Consider the following 17,367-nt stretch of genomic DNA (forward strand, 5'->3'; position numbering starts at 1 on the left):
CGGGCGGCGGACAGCCGCCGCTCGCGCCATCACTGGAATGCCATCATTGGAAGTTTGCGTGGTCATGCTCAATCGTTTGAGCAATCGGGACATCGCCTATGGCTGACATTGCCCTCGCGCCGCGACGTGCGAAGACGGAAATCCGCGAAGCGACCACGTGGGATCAGCTTCGCCACAACAAGAACTGGCTCGGCTTCTGGTTCATGTTGCCGGCGCTGGCCTTCCTGATCTTCTTCCTAGCCTATCCGCTGGGGCTCGGCATCTGGCTGTCGTTTACCGACACGCGGATCGGCCGCGTCGGTCATTTCATCGGCACCGAGAACTATGAGTGGCTGTGGGACGATTCCATCTTCTGGCTGTCGGTGTTCAACACGCTGCTCTACACCTTCGTCGCCAGCGCCATTAAGTTCGCGGTCGGGCTCTATCTGGCGCTGCTGCTCAATGAGCGGATGCCGTTCAAGGCGCTGCTGCGCGCTGCCGTCTTGATTCCCTTCATCGTGCCGACCGTGCTGTCGGCGCTGGCGTTCTGGTGGATCTTCGATTCCCAGTTCTCGATCATCTCCTGGTCGCTGAAGCATCTCGGCGTGATCACGCAAAACATCAATTTCCTCGGCGACACCACCTGGGCCCGCATCTGCGTGATCTTTGCCAATATCTGGCGCGGCGTTCCGTTCGTCGCGATCACGCTGCTGGCCGGCCTGCAGACCGTGCAGCCCTCGCTCTACGAGGCCGCGACGCTCGACGGCGCGTCGCGCTGGCAGATGTTCCGTTTCATCACCTATCCCTTGCTGACGCCGATCATCGCGGTCGTGATGACGTTCTCGGTGCTGTTCACTTTCACCGATTTCCAGCTGATCTGGGCGATGACCCGCGGCGGCCCGGTCAACGCCACCCATCTGATGGCGACGCTGTCCTACCAGCGCGCGATCATCGCGGGACAATTGGGCGAGGGCGCTGCGATCTCGAGCGCGATGATCCCGTTCTTGCTCGCCGCGATCATGGTGTCCTGGTTCGGCCTGCAGCGTCGCAAGTGGCAGCAGGGAGAGAACAATGATTGACCTCTGCCGCCTTGCTTATTTCTTTGCGCGAACGGGGCAGGCCCCGCGCGCGCTGGGAGAGAACAATGACTGACCTGCCCACCAGATCCATCGATCTCAAGGCCGTGCTGTCGGGCTCGACACCAACGGCCGATCACAGCGAGGGCATGAGCTACCTGCAGTCGGTGCCGCGGCGGATCGTGACGCTCTACATCCCGCTCTCGATCATCGTCATCATCCTGCTGTTCCCGTTCTATTGGATGGGCCTGACCGCCATCAAGCCGGACGACCAGCTGCTCGACCTCGACAAGTACAATCCGTTCTGGACCTGGAATCCGACCTTCAAGCACATCCACAAGCTGCTGTTCGAGAGCTACTACCCGCACTGGCTCTGGAACACGATGTATGTGGCGATCGGCGCCACCGTGCTGTCGATCGTCGCGAGCGTGCTCGCGGCCTATGCGATCGTGCGGCTGCGCTACAAGGGCGCCAACCTCGTCGGTGGTCTGATCTTCCTGGCCTATCTGGTGCCGCCCTCGATCCTGTTCATTCCACTTGCCACCGTCGTGTTCCAGTACGGCCTGTTCGACTCGCCGATGGCGCTGATCCTCACCTATCCGACGATCCTGATCCCGTTCTCGACCTGGCTGTTGATGGGCTATTTCAAGACCATCCCGTTCGAGCTCGAGGAATGCGCGCTGATCGACGGTGCCAGCCGCTGGCAGATCCTGATCAAGATCGTGCTGCCGCTTGCGATCCCCGGCCTGATCTCGGCCTTCATCTTCTGCTTTACGCTGTGCTGGAACGAGTTCATCTACGCGCTGACGTTCCTGCAATCGACCCCGAACAAGACGGTGCCGGTCGCCATCGTCAACGAATTCGTTGACGGCGACATCTATCGCTGGGGTTCCCTGATGGCAGGGGCGCTATGCGGCTCGCTACCGCTGGTTATTCTTTACGCCTTCTTCGTTGAGCATTATGTCTCGGCGATGACGGGCGCCGTGAAGGAATGAGCGCGCAAGGCCCGCATCCGAATTCGAAGAACCAGCCAAGAAGACGAGACAAGAAAAGGAGAGCAGGGTCGTGCACATTCTGATTCTGGGCGCCGCCGGCATGGTCGGCCGCAAGCTGACCGAGCGACTGCTGCGCGAGGGCCGCCTCGGCAAGCAGGACATCACCAGGATGACGCTGCAGGACGTGGTCGCGCCGGCCAAGCCCGCGAATGCCGCGATCCCGGTCAATGTCGTCGCCTCCGATTTCGCCGACGCCGGCGCTGCGGCGCCGCTGATCGCCGAGCGGCCCGACGTGATCTTCCACCTCGCCGCGATCGTTTCGGGCGAGGCGGAGGCCGAGTTCGACAAGGGCTACCGGATCAATCTCGACGGCACCCGCTATCTGATCGACGCGATCCGCGCGGTCGGCGGCGGCTACAAGCCGCGGCTGGTGTTCACGTCCTCGATCGCGGTATTCGGCGCGCCGTTCCCTGAGAAGATCGGCGACGAGTTCTTCCACACGCCACTGACGAGCTACGGCACGCAGAAGTCGATCTGCGAGCTCCTGATCAACGACTACACCCGCAAGGGCCTGCTCGACGGCATCTCGATCCGTCTGCCGACGATCTGTGTGCGGCCGGGCAAGCCGAACAAGGCGGCGTCCGGCTTCTTCTCCAACATCATCCGCGAGCCGCTGGCGGGCGAGGAGGCGGTCCTGCCGGTCTCCGAGGATGTGCGGCACTGGCACGCCTCGCCGAAATCGGCGGTCGGCTTCCTGGTCCATGCCGGCACCATGGACCTGAATGCGATCGGGCCGCGGCGCAATCTCAGCATGCCCGGGATGTCCGTGGCCGTCGGCGAGCAGATCGCGTCGCTGGAGCGCGTCGCCGGCAAGAACGTCACCGCGCGCATCAAGCGGGTGCCCGATCCGACCATCATCGGCATCGTTTCCGGCTGGCCGCGCGATTTCGTCACCGACCGCGCACTGAAGCTCGGCTTCACCACCGCCGAGAAGACGTTCGACGATATCATCCGTATCCACATCGAGGACGAGCTCGGCGGCAAGTTCGCCGCCTGAGCGACGTCCGGGCGAGCGCGGCTCTCGAGATGACCAGGGTTGCCAGCATCGGCGAATGCATGATCGAGCTGCGTCAGGCCCCGGGCGGCCAGATCGGCGGTCTGTATTCGCGCTTCTACGGCGGTGACACGCTCAACACCGCCGTCTATCTGTCGCGGCTCGGCGTCCACATCGATTACATCACGGCGCTCGGCGATGACGCGCTGAGCGATGAGATGATCGCCGGCTGGGCGAGCGAAGGCATCGGCACCAAGCATGTCGCGCGATTGGCAGGCAAGCTGCCGGGGCTCTATCTCATCCAGACCGACGACAAGGGCGAGCGGCGCTTCTTCCACTGGCGCGACAGCGCCGCCGCGCGCGAGCTGATGGATCTTCCCGAAACGGACGACCTGCTGAACTCGCTCGCGACCTATGACGTCGTCTATCTCTCGGCGATCACGCTCTCGATCCTGCGCGAGGACGGGCGGGAGCGGCTGATCGCGGCGCTCAAGCGCGCGCGGCTGCTGGGGACGCGCTTTGCGTTCGACACCAACTTCCGCGCCCGTGGCTGGCCGGATCTGAACGTCGCGCGAAAAGTCTTCAGCAGCGCGTTCGAGACCGCCGATATCGTGCTCGCCTCGACGGAAGATCTGGCGCCGCTTTATCCCGGCGAGAGCAACACGGCGCTACTGGCGGGCATCTCGAGCCCGGAGGTCGTGCTGAAGCTCGCCGAACCTGCCTGCATTGTGCGCTCTGCCGGTGGCACGCGCGAGGTGAGGGCGGAGCCGCTGCCAAAGCCGGTGGTCGATACCACCGCGGCCGGCGACAGTTTTGCCGCGGCCTATCTCGCCGCGCGGCTCGGCGGCGCCGAGCCCGAGGAGGCGGCGCGCGCCGGCCATCGGCTGGCCGGCGTCGTGGTGTGCTATCCCGGTGCGATCATTCCACGCTACGCCATGCCGCCGAAGAAGGCGCCTCGTCCCCCACCATCCCGCAAGGCCTCGCAATGACAACGACATCAAAGCAGGACCGGATCGCCGAACTGATCCGCCAGGCCACCGTGATCCCGGTGCTGACCATCGAGCGGCTCGCAGACGCAGTGCCGCTCGCCAGGGCGTTGGTCGCCGGCGGCGTGCGGACGCTCGAGGTGACGCTGCGCACGCCGGTCGCGGTCGATGCGGCCAGGGCCATCATCGCCGAGGTGCCCGACGCGATCGTCGGGATCGGCACGATCCTCAATGGCGACGATCTGGCGCGCGCCGAAGCGCTCGGCGCCAAATTCGGCATCAGCCCCGGCGCGACGCCCGAGCTGCTGAAGGCGGCCGCTACCAGCCGGCTGCCTTTCGCGCCGGGGATCGCGACCGCGTCCGAGCTGATGCAGGCGCTGGCGCAAGGCTTCGACGTTGTCAAATTCTTCCCCGCCGAGCAGGCCGGCGGTATCAAGGCACTGCGGGCTCTGGCTGGTCCTTTTCCGCACGTCAGAGTGTGCCCGACCGGCGGTATTGGCGAGGCCAATGCGGCGACCTGGCTCGCCGAGCCCAATGTGCTGGCCGTCGGCGGCTCCTGGCTGTGCCCGGCCTCCGATATCCGCGCCGGCAATTGGGCAGGCATAACCGCCATGTGCGCGCAGGCGATGAAAACGCTGAAAGCGGCCTGAAGATACGCTACATAACTCCCTGAACAGGAACAGGGAGATACGGCCATGACAGCCAGCATCGTGGGTTGGGCGCATACGCCATTCGGAAAGTTCGACGCCGAGACCGTCGAGGGCCTCGTCGTCAAGGTCGCCAACGAGGCGCTCGCCGATGCCGGTATTGCTGCGTCCGACGTCGACGAGATCATGCTCGGCCATTTCAACGCCGGCTTCTCGCCGCAGGATTTCACGGCCTCGCTGGTGCTGCAGGCCAATCCGGCGCTGCGCTTCAAGCCGACCACGCGTGTCGAGAACGCCTGCGCCACGGGATCGGCCGCTGTGCATCAGGGCATCCGCGCCATCGAAGCGGGCGCTGCGAAGATCGTGCTGGTGGTCGGCGTCGAGCAGATGACGCGGACGCCGGGCCCCGAGATCGGCAAGAACCTCTTGAAGGCGTCGTATCTGCCCGAGGACGGCGACACGGTCGGCGGCTTCGCCGGCGTGTTCGGCAAGATCGCGCAGGCCTATTTCCAGAAGTATGGCGACCAGTCGGACGCGCTGGCGATGATCGCCGCCAAGAACCACAAGAACGGCGTCGCCAATCCCTATGCGCAGATGCGCAAGGATTTCGGCTTCGAGTTCTGCCGCGCCGAGAGCGACAAGAACCCGTTCGTCGCGGGGCCGTTGAAGCGCACCGACTGCTCGCTGGTCTCCGACGGCGCCGCCGCGCTGGTGCTGACCGATGCCGAGACCGCCAAGACCATGGGCAAGGCGGTGAACATCCGCGCCACCGCGCATGCGCAGGATTTCCTGCCGATGTCCAAGCGCGACATCCTGCAGTTCGAAGGCTGCACCGTCGCCTGGCAGCGCGCGCTGCAGAAGGCCGGCCTGCAGCTCGCCGATCTCTCCTTCGTCGAGACCCATGACTGCTTCACAGTCGCCGAGCTGATCGAATATGAAGCGATGGGCCTGACGCCGAAGGGGCAGGGCGCGCGCGCGATCATGGAGGGTTGGACCCAGAAGGACGGCAAGCTGCCGGTCAATCCGTCCGGCGGCCTCAAGGCCAAGGGCCATCCGATCGGCGCCACCGGCGTCTCCATGCATGTCATGAGCGCAATGCAGCTCACGGGGCAGGCGCCTGAGGGCATGCAGCTCAAGAACCCGCAGATCGGCGGCATCTTCAACATGGGCGGCGCCGCAGTCGCCAACTACGTCTCGATCCTCGAGCCGGCCAAGTAGCTTGAACGTTGCCGAATGGCTGGCGGCGACGGCGCGGGCGCGTCCCGACGCGCCGGCGCTGCTGACCGGCTTCGACCTCGACGCCGACTATGCAACCTTTGCCCGCCGCGCCGCCTCGATCGGGGCGACGCTGGCGCGCGATCACGGCATTGCCGCCGGCGACCGCGTCGCGCTGTTTGCGACGAACTGCACGCAATATCTCGAATGCCTCTACGGCATCTGGTGGATCGGCGCCGCCGCGATCCCGATCAACGCAAAACTGCATGGCCGCGAGGCGGCGTGGATCTGCGGCAATGGCGGCGCGAAGCTCGCCTTCGTGTCCGATGATACGGTCGGCGCCCTGAGCGAGGCGAAGGACGACTGTCCCGCCGGCATGACCATGCTGTCGGTCGACAACGCTGCCTACAAGGCGATGCGAAGCGGCGAGGGCGCGCCCGCGCCGCTACCGCGCGAAGTCAACGACCTCGCCTGGCTGTTCTACACCTCAGGCACGACAGGCCGTCCCAAGGGCGTGATGCTGAGCCACGGTAATCTGGTCGCGATGTCGCTGTGCTATCTCGCCGACGTCGATGCGGCGACGCCGCACGATGCCTCGCTCTACGCCGCGCCGATCTCGCATGGCGCCGGCCTCTACAATTTCCCGCATGTCCGCATGGGCGGCCGTCACGTCGTGCCGGAATCCGGCGGCTTCGATCCGGATGAGGTGCTCAACCTCGGCCGCCAGCTCGACAATGTCGTGATGTTCGCCGCGCCCACCATGGTGCGCCGCCTCGTCGATGCCGCGAAGACGCGCGGCGAGAATGGCGAGGGGCTGCGCACCATCATCTATGGCGGCGGGCCGATGTACACCGCCGACATCCTGGACGCGATGGCGACGATGGGCCAGCGCTTCGTGCAGATCTATGGCCAGGGCGAGTCGCCGATGACCATCACGGCGCTGTCGCGCGACTGGCACCATCAGAGCGATCATCCGCGCTATCTCGAACGGCTGGCCTCGGTTGGGTCAGCCCAAAGCGTCGTCACCGTGCGCATCACCGACAAGGACGGCAAGCCGCTGCCCGCGGGCGAGACCGGCGAGATCGAGGTCAAGGGCGCAACCGTGATGCTCGGCTACTGGAACAACCCGAAGGCCAATGCCGAGACGCTGAAGGACGGCTGGCTGCGCACCGGCGATGTCGGCCGGCTCGATGCCGACGGCTTCCTGACGCTGTCGGACCGCTCCAAGGACGTCATCATCTCCGGCGGCACCAACATCTATCCGCGCGAGGTCGAGGAAGCCCTGCTGACCCATCCCGACGTCCGCGAGGTCTCGGCCATCGGTGTGCCGGATGCTGAATGGGGCGAGATCGTCGTCGCCTGCGTTGTGCTGGAGGACGGCGCCGCGGCCGACGACGGCAAGCTCGACGCGCATTGCCTGGCCTCGATCGCCCGGTTCAAGCGGCCGAAGCGCTACGTCTATCTCGATGCCCTGCCGAAGAATAATTATGGCAAGGTGCTGAAGACCTCGCTGCGGGAGATGATGGCCAAAGGGATAGGCTAAGGGATAGGCTAAGGGATAGGCCGCCGGCTCCCGCCGCGCTAAGCTGTCTGCGCCTGTCACCGGGAGAACGGACCATGGGAATCGAGACGTCTCTGTCACTGTCGGAAGTGAACAATCGCATCGCAATCCTCCGGGACAACATCAGGCAGCTGATCGAGCAGGCCGCAGGCGCTGCGGGCGCCGAAGTCGAGGAGCGCATCGCCGACCGCCTCGAGCAGCAGAATGCGGAACTAGAAAAGCTCCTGAAAGCACGCGAGGCGATGACGGGGCAGTAACCGACGTTGGGGGCGGTGGACACGCTTCGGTTTTCCCGCCGTTCCGCCGCGTGGAAACCGTCCGGCCGCCGCCGCGCATACGCCCATACGCCTGGCGCCGGTTGATCTCGGCAAAGACCTCCCGTTACTAGCTCCGTAACCAGAACATCCGGGAGCGAACAGGACGATGGGACCATTGCAGGGTATCAAGGTCGTCGACATGACGACCGTGCTGATGGGACCCTATGCCACGCAGATGCTTGGCGACTACGGCGCCGACGTTATCAAGGTGGAATCGCCTGACGGCGACGTCACGCGGCAGATCGGTCCGACGCGGCACCCCGGCATGGGGCCGGTGTTCCTCAATACCAACCGCAGCAAGCGCTCGGTCTGTCTCGATCTGAAGAAGCCGGCGGGGCGTGAGGCCGTGCTGCGGCTGATCGCGAAAGCCGATGTGCTGGTCTACAATGTGCGCCCGCAGGCGATGACGCGGCTGCAGCTCGGCTACGACGTCGTCGCCAAGGTCAATCCGCGGCTGGTCTATGCCGGCGTGTTCGGCTTCGGCCAGGAAGGGCCGTATGCCGCAAAGCCCGCCTATGACGATCTGATCCAGGGCGCCACCGCATTGCCGGCGCTGATGGCGCAGACCTCGGACGGCGTGCCGCGCTACGTGCCGAACGCGCTGGTCGATCGCATCGTCGGCCTCACCGCGGTCGGTGCGATCTGCGCGAGCCTCGTGCATCGCGACCGCACCGGGCAGGGCCAGCGCGTCGACATTCCGATGTTCGAGACCATGGCCGGCTTCGTCATGGGCGACCACATGGGCGGCCTGACCTACGATCCGCCGCTCGACAAGGGCGGCTATGCCCGCCATCTGTCGCCGGACCGGCGGCCGTACAAGACGCTCGACGGCTATATCTGCGTGATCGTCTATAACGACAAGCAGTGGGAGAACTTCTTCAAGGCGACCGGCCGCGACGATCTGCGCAGCGATCCGAAGTTCGCGACCTTCGCCGGCCGCGCCAGCAACATCGATGTCGTCTACGCCGAGCTCGCGCGCATCCTGCTGACCAAAGCGACTGCCGAGTGGAACGAGATCCTCGAGAAGGCCGACGTGCCTGTGATGCCGATGCACGATCTCGAGAGCCTGCTGCAGGACCCGCATATGGTCGCGACCGGCGTCTTTCCCGTCATCGATCATCCGACCGAAGGCCGCATCCGCAGCATGACGCCGTCGGCGCGCTGGTCGGAGACCAAGGTTGAGCCGAGCCGGCTCGCACCGCGGCTTGGCGAGCACAGCGCGGAGATCTTGCGGGAGGCGGGTTACTCCATCGATGAGATCGCGGCGATGGTGCGCGACGGCGCCGCCAAAGCGGTGCAGGCATAGGAGCAAGACAGATGGATTTCGCACTCTCCGCCAACCAGGAATCGATCCGCGATGCCGTCGGAAAAATCTGTACGCGCTTTGATGAAGCCTATTGGCTCAAGAAGGACAAGGAGGGCGGCTATCCCTCTGACTTCCACCGCGCGCTGGCCGATGCCGGCTGGCTCGGCATCTGCATCCCCGAGGAATATGGCGGCTCAGGTCTCGGCATCACCGATGCAGCGATCATGATGCGCACGATCTCCGAATCCGGTGCCGGCATGTCCGGCGCTTCGGCCGTGCACATGAACGTGTTCGGGCTCAATCCTGTGGTGGTGTTCGGCACCAAGGAGCAGTGCCAGCGCATGCTGCCGCCGATCATCGACGGCCGCGACAAGTCCTGCTTCGCGGTGACCGAGCCGAACACCGGCCTCAACACCACGCAGCTCAAGACCCGCGCGGTGCGCCAGGGCGAGAAGTACATCGTCAACGGCCAGAAGGTGTGGATATCGACCGCGCAGGTCGCCAACAAGATCCTGCTGCTCGCGCGCACGACGCCGCTGGAGGAGGTGCGCAGTCCGACCCATGGCTTGAGCCTGTTCTACACCGATTTCGACCGCAAGCGTGTCACCGTGCACGAGATCGAGAAGATGGGCCGCAAACCCGTCGACTCCAACGAGCTGTTCTTCGAGAATTTCGAGATTCCGGTCGAGGATCGCATCGGCGAAGAGGGCCGCGGCTTCGAATACATCCTGCACGGCATGAATCCCGAGCGCATCCTGATCGCGGCCGAAGCCGTCGGGCTCGGCCAGATCGCGCTGAAGCGGGCGTCGGAGTACGCCAAGGGCCGCATCGTGTTCAACCGCCCGATCGGTATGAACCAGGGGATCCAGCATCCGCTGGCGAAGTGCTGGATGGAGCTGGAGGCCGCCTGGCTGATGGTGCTGCGTGCCGGCTGGCAGTATGACCAGAACCTGCCGTGCGGCCCCGCCGCGAATTCGGCAAAATATCTCGCCGCGGAGGCCGGCTTCCACGCCTGCGAGCAGGCGGTGATGACCCATGGCGGTTTCGGCTATGCCAAGGAATATCACGTCGAGCGTTACTTGCGGGAATCGCTGATCCCGCGCATCGCGCCGATCAGCCCGCAGCTAATCCTCAGCTTCATCGGCGAGAAGGTGCTCGGCCTTCCGAAGTCGTATTGAGATGATGCGCTCGCGCAGACACATCGCGCTCTTCTCCCTCCCCCTGAAAGGGGGAGGGCAGGGTGGGGGTCGGTCAGCCACAGGCGACAGCGCATGGTGCGGAGACAGATCCCCACCCGGCTTGCTTGCGCAAGCCGACCTCCCCTTTGCAAGGGGAGGTTAAAAGATGAGCTTCGTCACCGGCGTCGGCCTCACGTCCTACGGCAAGCATGAGGGCTCATCCTCGCTCGATTTGATGAGCAAGGCGGCCGAGCTTGCGATATCAGATGCCGGGCTCAAGCGCGCCGAGATCGACGGCATCCTTTGCGGCTATTCCACCGTCTCGCCGCACATCATGCTGGCGACCGTGTTTGCCGAGCATTTCGGCATCCGGCCGTCCTACGCCCACGCCGTGCAGGTCGGCGGCGCCACCGGGCTTGCGATGACCATGCTGGCGCATCACCTCGTCGACGCCGGCGTTGCAAAACACGTGCTGGTGGTCGGCGGCGAGAACCGGCTGACCGGGCAGAGCCGCGACGCCTCGATCCAGGCGCTGGCCCAGGTCGGGCATCCCGACTACGAGGTGACGCTTGGGCCGACCATCCCGGCCTATTACGGCCTAGTCGCGACCCGCTACATGCATGAATACGGCCTCACGCAAGAAGACCTCGCCGAGTTCGCGGTGCTGATGCGCAAGCACGCGCTGACGCATCCCGGTGCGCAATTCCACGAGCCGATCAGCGTTGCCGACGTGATGGCCTCGAAGCCGGTGGCGATGCCGCTGAAACTGCTCGACTGCTGTCCGGTGTCCGACGGCGGTGCGGCCTGCGTGATCAGCCGCGAGCCGACCGGCGAACGGCGGGTCCGCGTCCGCGGCTGCGCCCAGGCGCACACCCATCAGCACGTCACCGCCGCGCCGGCGCTGAGCGAGCTTGGCGCGGAGATTTCGATCGCGAAGGCGAAGCAGGCGTCGGGCATCGCGATCTCCGATGTCCGTTATGCGGCGGTCTACGACAGCTTCACGATCACGCTCGCGATGCTGCTGGAGGACCTCGGCCTCGCCGGGCGCGGCGAGGCGGCGGCGCGGGTGCGCGCCGGCTATTTCAATCAGGATGGCGAGATGCCGCTCAACACCCATGGCGGGCTGCTCAGCTACGGCCATTGCGGCGTCGGCGGCGCGATGGCGCATCTGGTCGAAACCCAGCTGCAGATGACCGGCCGCGCCGAAAACCGTCAGGTGCGCGACGCCTCGGTCGCGCTGCTGCACGGCGACGGCGGCGTGCTGTCGTCGCATGTCAGCATGTTCCTGGAGCGCGTGCGATGAGCGGACTGATCGCGGACTGGACCAAGGGCGCGGAAGCCATCGTCTATCAGAGCTGCAGCGGCTGTGGCGCGCGGCAATACTTCCGCCGCAGCTTCTGCGCGGCGTGCGGCTCGTCTCATCTCGTCGAGCATCGCGCGAGCGGGGCAGGGACGGTGTATGCGACCTCGCTGGTCTGCCGCGCCGCGACGCCGGCGACGCGGGCGCATGTGCCCTATAACATCCTGCTTGTCGACGCCGACGAGGGCTTTCGCATGATGGCCCATGGCGACCACGACCTCGCCATCGGCGACAAGGTTTCCGCGCGCTTCACGCAATTCGCGGGACGGCTGGTTCCATATTTCGCGAAGACGAAATGAGGGGCTGAACGATCCGATCAGAACGCGAGACCAGGCTGAATTGGTTCGCTCGCGCCCCTCCAGTCGCGGATACTATGTTTGGGCATGATCTTTCGGAAAACCGCTACACACTTTTCCGGATCATGCCTCAGTGCCAATAAAAGACAAAGCTGGCGATGACGAGCATCGCCGTCACCGCCAGCATTTGCGCAAGCGCTTCCGAGGCCGCCCTCTTGGTGGCTTCCTTCATGCGTTTCCCCTAGACTTGGGCGTGACTCATCGTTGCGCCGAGAGAGCGCAAGACGGCCAGATTTTTGTACTCGGAACACCCCGCGTCGAGCATCCGCTTTTGATGAGTCCCCACTCAGCGAATATCGACTGTGACAAGGTTGTCTCGGAATGCGGCGGCAATTTGACTCGCGCGTGTTGCTCCTGCGACGGCCGCCCGTACAGAGCGTTTTCGAGCGAAGTGGGTGCCGGTTCGTGTGAAGAAAACGCGTCAAAACAAGGATCTAGAGCCCCGTTCCGATTTCATCGGAACGGAAAAGGCTCTAGTGTTTCGGAACCCGACAGAAACAACGGCAAGATCAAGGTTAGGAAATGGCCCGCATCGACTACTCCGATCCTGCGAAGGCAAACCCGCGCACCCGCGAGATCCTCGACAAGAACCGCAACGCCAACATCTTCCGCATGATGGCGCATTCGCCGAGCTACTTTGAACAATACTGCCGGCTCGGCGGTGCGATCCGCCACAAGGGCGAACTCGATCCGATCGTGCGCGAGCTTGCGATCACGCGCACCGGCATTCTCTGCGAGGCGCCCTACGAGATCGTTGCGCACAAACGCATCGGCAAGAATATCGGCGTCACCGACGAGCAGAACGCGGCGCTGGACAACTGGCAGTCCGCGACCTGCTTCAACGAGGTGCAGCGCGCGGCGCTCACCTTCACCGACGAGATCGTCAAGCTGAGGAAACCGACCGACGCGACCTTCAAGGCGATCGCGGCGATGCTGACGCCGGCCGCGCTGATCGAGCTGCAGCTCTCGGTCGGCTTCTACATCATGACGTCGAAATTTCTCGAAACGTTCGAGGTCGACATGCAGCCGGTGACGGAAGTGGTGAGCTAAGGCGTCGCGCGGAGAGGCCGGAGCGCATGCACCCTCCGACGTTATGGCCGGGCTTGACCCGGCCATCCACGTCTTTCTTCACGGTTAGCAGCAAGACGTGGATGCCCGGGTCAAGCCCGGGCATGACGGAGTTGTACAAGTCCTCGCGCTGCATGATTGGAATCTACCCCGACGTCAGCAGATCCACCTTCGCATTCGCCAGGATCAGCCGCTCGGCGAGAATCTGCGCGAGGTTGCGCATGATCCGCTCGCCGGCCCGCGGATGCTGCTCGCGGAAGCGCTCGAAATCCTTGATCGTCACTTCGTACGTGGTCGCCGACATGTCGGCGACCACGTCCGCGATCCGCTTCGGCTCCAGCAGTCCCATCTCGCCGAACGCCATGCCTGCGGTCAGCGTCGCCAGCCGGATGCCGTCGGGCAGGGTGACGTGGACCACGCCGCTGCGCAGGAAGAACAGCGAGGTCGCCTCGCTGCCCGCGGCGATGATCTGCTCATTCGGCTGGTAGGTCCTGACCGTGCAGAGCGGGATAAGATCGGCAATCTCCTGCTCACTTAGTCCGGCGAGCAGCGGCTGCTCGGCAAGCTCCGTCGTCTCGAGGAAGTCGATCGAGCCGCCATAGCGGTAGACGATTTGGTCCTCCGCCCACTCGATCGCGGTGTCGAGCAGATAGAAATCCCTGATATTGCCGAGCCGGTTGGTCCACTCGCTGATCGTGGTCCATTCGCGCGAAGTCCGCTTGATGCCTGAGAGGATCACGGTGACGCCGAGCTCGGCCAGTTCCTGGAAGGCTTCGGCGACCAGCCGGGCGCCGGCGCGGGTCGTCGCGGTGACGCGGCGCAGATCGAAGATCACGAACTCTGGCCGCGGCCCGCCACCGAGGCGGCGCGCGACATAGTCGACATTGGAGAGCGACAGCGTGCCGACCAGCTCGATCACGCGCACCTCCTGGAAGTGCTTCGCCAGGATCTCCTGCTCCTGCGGTCGGCGCACCCGCCGCGACGGGTTCTTACCAATATTGTAGTCAGCGATGATGCTGTGGCGGGCGTCGTCGCTGCGGTTCAGCATGTGTAGGTCGTAATGCGACGACAGCGCCTCGCACACCTTGATGCCGCGCACGCTGTTGCCGTGCTTGTCTAGCTTCGGCGAGTAGCTGCCGAGCCCGAGCCGGGCCGGCAGCGCCGCCAGAATGCCACCGCCGACGCCGCTCTTGGCGGGGATGCCGACCCGGTAGATCCATTCGCCGGCGTAGTCGTACATGCCCGACGACGTCATCACCGAGAGCGTGCGCGCGATCGCGTAGGGCGTCACCACTTGCTCTTCGGTCAGTGGATTGATGCCGCGGTTGGCAAGCGTCGCCGCCATCACGGCGGTGTCGCGCGCGGTGACCAGGATGGCGCATTGCCGGAAATAGACGTCGAGCACCGCAGGCACGTTGTCGGTGATCACGCTGTTGGTGCGCAAGAGATAGCCGATCGCCCGGTTGCGGTCGCCGGTGGCGCTCTCGGAGGCGTACACCGCCTCGTCGACGCCGAGCTCGCGGCCGGCGAAGCGGCCGAGCGCCTGGCGGATGAAGTCGAACGCGCCGTCGCCCTTGTCGGCGTGGAGCAGGCCGGAGCAGGCGATCGCGCCGGCATTGACCATCGCATTGAACGGGTGGTTGTCGGCATTGAGCCGGATCGAGTTGAAGGGGTCGCCCGACGGCTCGACGCCGATCACGCTCTCCACCCGCTCGGCGCCCAGCGTGTCCAGCGCCAGAGCGAACACAAACGGTTTTGACATCGACTGGATGGTGAAGGGCACCCTGGTATCGCCGACTTCGTAGACATGGCCGTCGAGCGTCGCGAGGCTGATGCCAAAATGGGCAGGGTCGGCCTTGCCGAGCTCGGGGATGTAGTCGGCCACCGCGCCGGCGGCCTCCGGAAGGAAGTTTGCGTAACACGTGTGCAGAAACCGCAGCAGCGGCGGCTGCGAGCTGGACCAGTTGACGGTGCTGGCGGTGACAGGCGGAGGCGATTGTTTCATCGCCTCCTGTTGTGCAACGCAATCAGGGCGCGCGCAACTGGTTCGCAACCAGCGGCTGGCGGCGCACCAGCAGCAGCGCGATCAGGGTGGTCGGGGCGAGGATCGCAAGCCCCAGCAGGGTGATCTGGAGCTGCGACAGGGGCACGATGCCGCCGCCGGGCGTCGCCACCACGAAGCCGCCGATCACCAGCAGCACCCGCAATGGCCATTCCACGATGCCGGCCCTGCGCAGGTCGCCGACATAGGCCTGGTAGCCCTGAATGCCTCCGCAGATGAAGACGATGCCGAAACAGGCAAGGCCGGTCAACCCGAGCGCCTCAAGATAGGGGTTGCTGCCCTGGAGCAGCAGGGCCGGGTTCAGCACGAAGAAGAACGGGATGAAATAGATGATGCTGCCGACCCACATCGATTCCCATCCGGTCTTCATCGCCGGCGCGCCGGCGATGCCGGCCGCCGCGAAGGAGGCGATCGCGACCGGCGGTGTGATCGAGGACAGCATGCCCCAGTAGAAGATGAACATGTGCACGGCCATCTTGTTCAGCCCGAGCTTCTCCAGCGCAGGCGCGACAAGAATGGCGAGGAAGATGTAGCAGGACGTCGTCGTCAGCCCGAGCCCGAGGATCAGGCTGGTGATCGCGCACATGATCAGCAGCAGGAAGGCATCTCCGGCGGCGATGCTGAGCAGATCGTTGGCGAGGCTCGAGATCACGCCGGTCAGCGAGAACGCGCCGATCAGGAGGCCGCAGCCGGCGAGGATCGCGATCAACTCGACGAAGGTCTTGCCGTTCAGCTCGAGGAATTGCAGCCAGCGGCCGCCGCCCCAATTCTTGCCGGGGAAGAACTCATTGAGCGCTACAAGCAGGCACATTCCCCACAGCACGGCGTTGAGCACGCCGAACCAGAGCATCAGCGCCGTCACCGCGACCGACAAGGCGAGGACCGCCGTGTTGCCGGCCTTCCACGGCGCCGGGCCCGACCATTGGTGCAGGATCACGAGCAGGGCGGAGGCATAGAACGGCGCGTGGCTCTCGCGCTTGAAGTAGAGCAGCATCACTACCAGCACGACGATGACGAACAGATAATACCAGCCCTCCATAAAGGCATCGCGGAACCGCGGCAGCTCGGCGCGCGGAATGCCTTCCAGTTTGTGGCGGGCGGCGTACGCATCGACCTGAGCGAACAGGCCGACATAGTAGAGCACCGACGGAATGGTCGCGGCGAGCGCGACGTCGGCGTAGCTCGTGTTCATGAACTGCGCCATCACGAACGCCGTGGCGCCGAGCACCGGAGGCGCCAGCACCGCGCCGGTCGAGGCGCAGGCCTCGATGGCACCGGCATAGGACGGCGTGAAACCGGTCTTCTTCATCGCAGGGATCGTCATGGTGCCTGCGGTAAGCACGTTGGACACGATGCTGCCGCCGACGGTGCCGAGCAGTCCCGAGGCGAACACGCAGACCTTGGCTGCGCCGCCGCGGAAGGTGCCGCACATCGCGAACGCGATATTGATGAAGAACTTTCCGGCGCCCGTCATCATCAACGCGGTGCCAAACACCAGGAAGCCGATCACCGTGTCGGCAAAGGCCTGGATCGGAATGCCGAGCAGGCTCTCGCCGGAGAGCATGTGATAGGCCGTGGTTTGCTGCAGCGTCGACTGCGTGCCGCGGAATGGGCCGAGCCAGCTGGCGTCGGCAAACAACGGATAGAGCGTGAACGGCAACACGCTCAGCAGCAGGCTCCAGCCACCGGTGCGGCGCAACGCCTCCATCAGCACGAACCACATGATCAGTCCGGCTACGATGACATTGGTCGGCGCGCCATCGAACTCCCATCCGGCCTGCGCCGCCTTGCGGATGTTGGCCATCAGCCAGATCGCCGAGCCGAATGTCAGCGCGAACAGCAGCAGGTCGTACCAAGGAATCCGGTTAAGCGGCGCTTTCTCGCTTCCCGGGAAGATCAGGAAGGTGAACGGCAGCATCAGCGCGATCAGGACGTAGAAATATTCGGTGTTGAGCTGGGTGTAATCGATGAAGAAGCGCAGCGAGAATTGCTGGTTGACGCACAGAAGGATGGTCGCAGCCGTGGCCACCAGCAGGGCCCAGCGCCAGGCGCCGCGCAAGGTGCGGATGCGCGTGACCTCGGACTCCTGCAGGTCGGCCGCCGCGGAGAGATGCGGATCGTCGAACTCGACCTTCTTCGCCGTCGCGGCCGCGCCGTCGGACATCGCGCTCCCTCTCGATGATCTTGTTTTCGCGGCAGCCTAACAG

Annotated in this window: 15 protein-coding genes; 13 read left to right on the forward strand and 2 right to left on the reverse strand. The window is 64.8% G+C overall.

All coding sequences use genetic code 11. The features are described 5' to 3' along the window. The first annotated feature begins 98 nt into the window (after window positions 1–98). The 13 genes from WDM24_RS16835 to WDM24_RS16895 all read left to right on the forward strand — a co-directional run bounded on the left by WDM24_RS16835 (window position 99) and on the right by WDM24_RS16895 (window position 13,080). Window positions 99–1,058, forward strand: a complete 960-nt coding sequence (locus tag WDM24_RS16835) for a sugar ABC transporter permease (protein ID WP_338699678.1) — start codon at window positions 99–101, stop codon at window positions 1,056–1,058. Between the two features lie 65 nt (window positions 1,059–1,123). Further along, complete coding sequence (locus WDM24_RS16840) at window positions 1,124–2,050, forward strand: carbohydrate ABC transporter permease (protein ID WP_338699680.1); 927 nt, start codon at window positions 1,124–1,126, stop codon at window positions 2,048–2,050. Window positions 2,051–2,120: 70 nt separating this feature from the next. Further along, window positions 2,121–3,107, forward strand: coding sequence for a D-erythronate dehydrogenase (denD, locus tag WDM24_RS16845; protein ID WP_338699682.1), 987 nt, complete (start codon window positions 2,121–2,123; stop codon window positions 3,105–3,107). A 29-nt stretch (window positions 3,108–3,136) separates the two neighbouring features. Next, window positions 3,137–4,093 (forward strand): sugar kinase, encoded by a 957-nt coding sequence (locus WDM24_RS16850; RefSeq protein WP_166296670.1) that lies wholly within the window; start codon window positions 3,137–3,139, stop codon window positions 4,091–4,093. Then, the gene (gene eda / locus WDM24_RS16855) at window positions 4,090–4,740 is read left to right on the forward strand and encodes a bifunctional 4-hydroxy-2-oxoglutarate aldolase/2-dehydro-3-deoxy-phosphogluconate aldolase (RefSeq protein ID WP_338699685.1); all 651 of its coding nucleotides are present in this window, start codon (window positions 4,090–4,092) and stop codon (window positions 4,738–4,740) included. The genes WDM24_RS16850 and eda overlap by 4 nt, the downstream gene beginning before the upstream one ends. A 45-nt stretch (window positions 4,741–4,785) precedes the next feature. Then, on the forward strand, window positions 4,786–5,955 hold the full coding sequence (locus WDM24_RS16860; protein ID WP_338699687.1) for an acetyl-CoA acetyltransferase: 1,170 nt from the start codon (window positions 4,786–4,788) through the stop codon (window positions 5,953–5,955). 1 nt (window position 5,956) lies between these two features. Continuing rightward, window positions 5,957–7,495, forward strand: a complete 1,539-nt coding sequence (locus WDM24_RS16865; protein ID WP_338831835.1) for a class I adenylate-forming enzyme family protein — start codon at window positions 5,957–5,959, stop codon at window positions 7,493–7,495. A 74-nt stretch (window positions 7,496–7,569) separates the two neighbouring features. After that, on the forward strand, window positions 7,570–7,770 hold the full coding sequence (locus WDM24_RS16870; protein ID WP_029078642.1) for a hypothetical protein: 201 nt from the start codon (window positions 7,570–7,572) through the stop codon (window positions 7,768–7,770). A 166-nt stretch (window positions 7,771–7,936) separates the two neighbouring features. Further along, the gene (locus tag WDM24_RS16875) at window positions 7,937–9,136 is read left to right on the forward strand and encodes a CoA transferase (protein WP_338699692.1); all 1,200 of its coding nucleotides are present in this window, start codon (window positions 7,937–7,939) and stop codon (window positions 9,134–9,136) included. An 11-nt stretch (window positions 9,137–9,147) separates the two neighbouring features. After that, the gene (locus tag WDM24_RS16880; RefSeq protein WP_338831836.1) at window positions 9,148–10,314 is read left to right on the forward strand and encodes an acyl-CoA dehydrogenase family protein; all 1,167 of its coding nucleotides are present in this window, start codon (window positions 9,148–9,150) and stop codon (window positions 10,312–10,314) included. A gap of 166 nt (window positions 10,315–10,480) precedes the next feature. After that, entirely contained in the window at window positions 10,481–11,617 is a 1,137-nt protein-coding gene (locus WDM24_RS16885; RefSeq protein ID WP_338699694.1) for a thiolase family protein, read from the forward strand. Then, window positions 11,614–11,973: a Zn-ribbon domain-containing OB-fold protein gene (locus WDM24_RS16890; RefSeq protein ID WP_338699696.1), complete on the forward strand. Its 360-nt coding sequence runs from the start codon at window positions 11,614–11,616 to the stop codon at window positions 11,971–11,973. Before WDM24_RS16885 ends, WDM24_RS16890 begins: the two co-directional genes overlap by 4 nt. Before the next feature lie 579 nt (window positions 11,974–12,552). Beyond that, entirely contained in the window at window positions 12,553–13,080 is a 528-nt protein-coding gene (locus WDM24_RS16895; protein WP_338699698.1) for a carboxymuconolactone decarboxylase family protein, read from the forward strand. Window positions 13,081–13,243: 163 nt separating this feature from the next. Here WDM24_RS16895 and glsA read toward each other — a convergent pair whose 3' ends face one another. Together glsA and WDM24_RS16905 are read right to left on the reverse strand one after the other, a co-directional pair. Continuing rightward, entirely contained in the window at window positions 13,244–15,103 is a 1,860-nt protein-coding gene (glsA, locus tag WDM24_RS16900; protein WP_338699700.1) for a glutaminase A, read from the reverse strand. 22 nt (window positions 15,104–15,125) lie between these two features. After that, the gene (locus tag WDM24_RS16905) at window positions 15,126–17,324 is read right to left on the reverse strand and encodes a TRAP transporter permease (RefSeq protein WP_338831837.1); all 2,199 of its coding nucleotides are present in this window, start codon (window positions 17,322–17,324) and stop codon (window positions 15,126–15,128) included. Between the last annotated feature and the right edge of the window lie 43 nt (window positions 17,325–17,367).

It is taken from the genome of Bradyrhizobium sp. 27S5 (assembly GCF_037217225.1).
Taxonomy (GTDB): domain Bacteria; phylum Pseudomonadota; class Alphaproteobacteria; order Rhizobiales; family Xanthobacteraceae; genus Bradyrhizobium; species Bradyrhizobium septentrionale.